The following is a 2,924-nucleotide window of genomic DNA, read 5'->3' as shown; positions in this document are numbered from 1 at the left end:
TGAGGATGTTGTTCGCGTCCGCCTCGCCCTGGGCCTTGATGCGCTTCGTCTCCGCCTCGACCTTCGCGGTCTCCTGCTCGTTGGAAGCCTTGCGCTTCTGCACCTCGGCGGACTGCGCGGCGGCGTACGCGCTGGTGATCTCCTTCGGATAGCGCACGTCCTGCACGCTGACCTGCTCGACGGTCAGGCCCATGCCCTTCCACTTCTCGGACAGGGCCTTCTGCACGCCGCGGGTGAACGAGCCGCGGTCGGTCAGCATGATGATGGTGTCGTACTTTCCGGCGATCTCACGCGTCACGGAACGCAGGTCGTTGGAGATGTACTTGGACACGAAGTTCTCCTGCGAGCCGTAATCGCGGTACAGGCTCACGGCCGCATTGGGACGCAGCGAATAATTCACCTGGATGTCGACGTTCGCGCTCGCGCCGGACTTGTCGTTGATGGACACCTGCTTGCCGACCTCGCTGCCGCCGGTCGTCTCATAGTCGGTGTCGCCGTAGAAGTTGATGAGATTGTTGCGCGTGTCGTATTTGACGGCGCTCTGCCATGGGGCCTTCGCGTGGAAGCCCGCCTCCGACTGGGAGCCGGACACGGAGCCGCCGAGATTGCGGATGACCGCGACCTCGCCCACGTCCAGGGAGTACACGCATGACGTGGCGGCGATGACCACGGCGATGGCCACGCCGGGCAACAGAACGGTGACGGAGCGCCCATGCCGCATCTTGGCTGTCTGGACCGTCAGAACGACGGTGGCAATCAGAACAATGAGCGCGATGACGAGTTGGATCATGATTCAAGCCTCCTTCAGGCTGTTTTCTTTTGGAGAGCGTTATGCGTCGCGCAGGCGCGACAAAGCCATGCGTTGGCCCCTCGTGGGGTACGCGCGGTAGTTATAGCGCCTGACGGTCTCCATAATCAGCTCCATGCGTCTCGAAGTTTCGGACTTCGGCCACCCCCGTCCTAAAGGGCGGGGCACGTTTTATCCCAGGTCGCACCCGTCCCCGCCGGTGTGCCAGACGAGCCACGACTCATGCTCCCCTATCGGTTTTCCATAGATTCCACAATCGGTCATATCTCCTCCAATCGAACCTCGTCGACGGCATGGCCACGGCCGTCGAGCAGGACGACCGACCGCACGCCGAAGAATTTTTCTGCGTCGCCAATCCAGTCGGCGAAGCCCGTGGCGCGGCATCCGTGCCAGCGGCGCAGGCGCCAGACCGGTTCGGCCGAACCGGCGAACGCCGCCCCGTACTTGGCATATGCCCAGTCGAGCGCGGCCATCATGCCAAGTTCCCCGCCTACGTCGGCGGGCGCGACGGCCAGACGCACGCCGTTGAAGGCGGACACCAAGAACGTGTTCTCGTTGTCCGGCCAGCCGACCAGTTCCTCCAATGTGTCGACGCTCACCGTTCCTCCTCCCTGGCGATTTTGGCCTCAAGCTGTTCGGCCGCCAATTCGTCGAAGGGGACGATCATGGACTCGTACCTGTCCGCGACCCCGTCTTTATCCAGAAGTTCAAGGGAGACTCTTCCGTTTTCATCGACGTCGGTACCATAGCAGCGAATTTGACGGTTGCCGTTGATCAGCATGGCCTTCATGAAGTATGGCGAATGCGTTGTGATGAGAATACGGACGCCCAGCAGTTCGGACATGGCTGAAAGCACACGGGCGTACGCCACCTGCCATGCAGGGTGCAGATGCACCTCTGGTTCGTCGAGAATCAGGACGAGTCTCCCGTCGGCGATGTTCCGGGCAATAAGATGCTTCGACAGAAGAATGGGCCGTACACCCATCGAGCTGGTGGAAACGCCAAGCTCTTCCGTGGTTTTAAACGTCTCATGAAGAATTGAAGTCTTGCCGGGTTGGCGTTCCACGGTTCCGGCGTAGATTTCGTCGAGCATGGCGAGAAGACGATTGTCGTTCTCCGACAACGGGCGGGATGAACGATGGGTTGCGATCACCTGTCGATTCTCGCGCGTCACGTATTTCGTGGAGGAACGGCGGAACCCATCCTCATTTTCATCGATGGAGGACATCAGCGAGGGGAACGTCTCCACATCATCCAGGAGCAAAGCGTCCAATTCCCCGTCTTCGACCGGCTTCCCGTCGTCTTCTAGAAATGTCGAAAGCGACAATGCACCCGGAAGTAACGATTGCGGCTGGTTGGCGAATACGGCATTCAGGTCGTCCGACAGGAACATCTGTTCCCATTGATCGCGTTCGATCCCGAAAAGCTTGCAGATCTGCCCCCTGAATGAAATCGCCTGCCTGGAGCGGCCGGACAGCCACTTCAGGTATTTCTCCACCCTTTCGGTCTCATAGTCGTCCGCGGACATGCCGCCGCCGTCCACAAGATGTTTTATCCATCGCGCAAGGGAGGATGGATTGAGTTCCTTTCCAGGCAGCACATCTATCATTTCGTCGATCAGATCATGGACGAATCCGATGATATCCCGGTACTCCATAATGGCGTGGTAGAACAATATATGGGACAGCTCGTTGCGGTATGTGGCTTTCATTCTTCTGCTAAACCCGCAAACGGAATTCACATGGGCGAACAACGCCTTCCCGATGGTTGACTTACCGGTGTTGTTCTCTCCGACGATCAGGGTGATGCCATCCAGGAGTATCTCGGCCCGTCCGATTTTCCCGATGCCTTCGACGACGAAACGCATTGAATCTCCTATCTATTGTTTTCAGAGTATGCGTCGACGCTCACCGTTCCTCCTCCTTGGCGATTTCGGCTTCGACCTGTCCGCGGATCTCGGCCAACACCTGACTGTCGGGGCCGGCGAACAGCCGCTCCAACCGCATGGCCTCGCGCAACGCCTGTCTGTAATCCTCGACGCGGGATTTGATCTCCCAGTGTCCGGACTTGGATTCGAGCGCCTCCCGCAGATAGTCGTCGGGCACGCGGGTCATGG

The 2,924-nt window shown here is 59.3% G+C and carries 4 protein-coding genes; all 4 read right to left on the bottom strand.

All coding sequences use genetic code 11. The features are described 5' to 3' along the window. Positions 1–790, bottom strand: a 790-nt coding sequence (locus tag ACR0P8_RS09200; protein WP_432624775.1) for a prohibitin family protein, incomplete at its 3' end; no start/stop codon positions are given. A 278-nt stretch (positions 791–1,068) separates the two neighbouring features. Then, positions 1,069–1,407, bottom strand: a complete 339-nt coding sequence (locus tag ACR0P8_RS09195) for a hypothetical protein (RefSeq protein WP_432624774.1) — start codon at positions 1,405–1,407, stop codon at positions 1,069–1,071. Then, positions 1,404–2,675: an AAA family ATPase gene (locus ACR0P8_RS09190; RefSeq protein ID WP_432624773.1), complete on the bottom strand. Its 1,272-nt coding sequence runs from the start codon at positions 2,673–2,675 to the stop codon at positions 1,404–1,406. The genes ACR0P8_RS09195 and ACR0P8_RS09190 overlap by 4 nt, the downstream gene beginning before the upstream one ends. 40 nt (positions 2,676–2,715) lie before the next feature. After that, on the bottom strand, positions 2,716–2,924 hold a 209-nt coding region (locus tag ACR0P8_RS09185; RefSeq protein WP_432624772.1), incomplete at its 5' end, for a hypothetical protein.

The organism is Bifidobacterium sp., from assembly GCF_050874245.1.
GTDB lineage: Bacteria > Actinomycetota > Actinomycetes > Actinomycetales > Bifidobacteriaceae > Bifidobacterium.
Note: the sequence above shows the minus strand (reverse complement) of the source record. Positions and strands in the feature narration are given on the sequence as shown.

Bases quoted from the DNA above. Each gene is read 5' to 3' on its own strand.
- ACR0P8_RS09190 (WP_432624773.1), bottom strand. From the start codon at position 2,675: ATGCGTTTCGTCGTCGAAGGCATCGGGAAAATCGGACGGGCCGAGATA.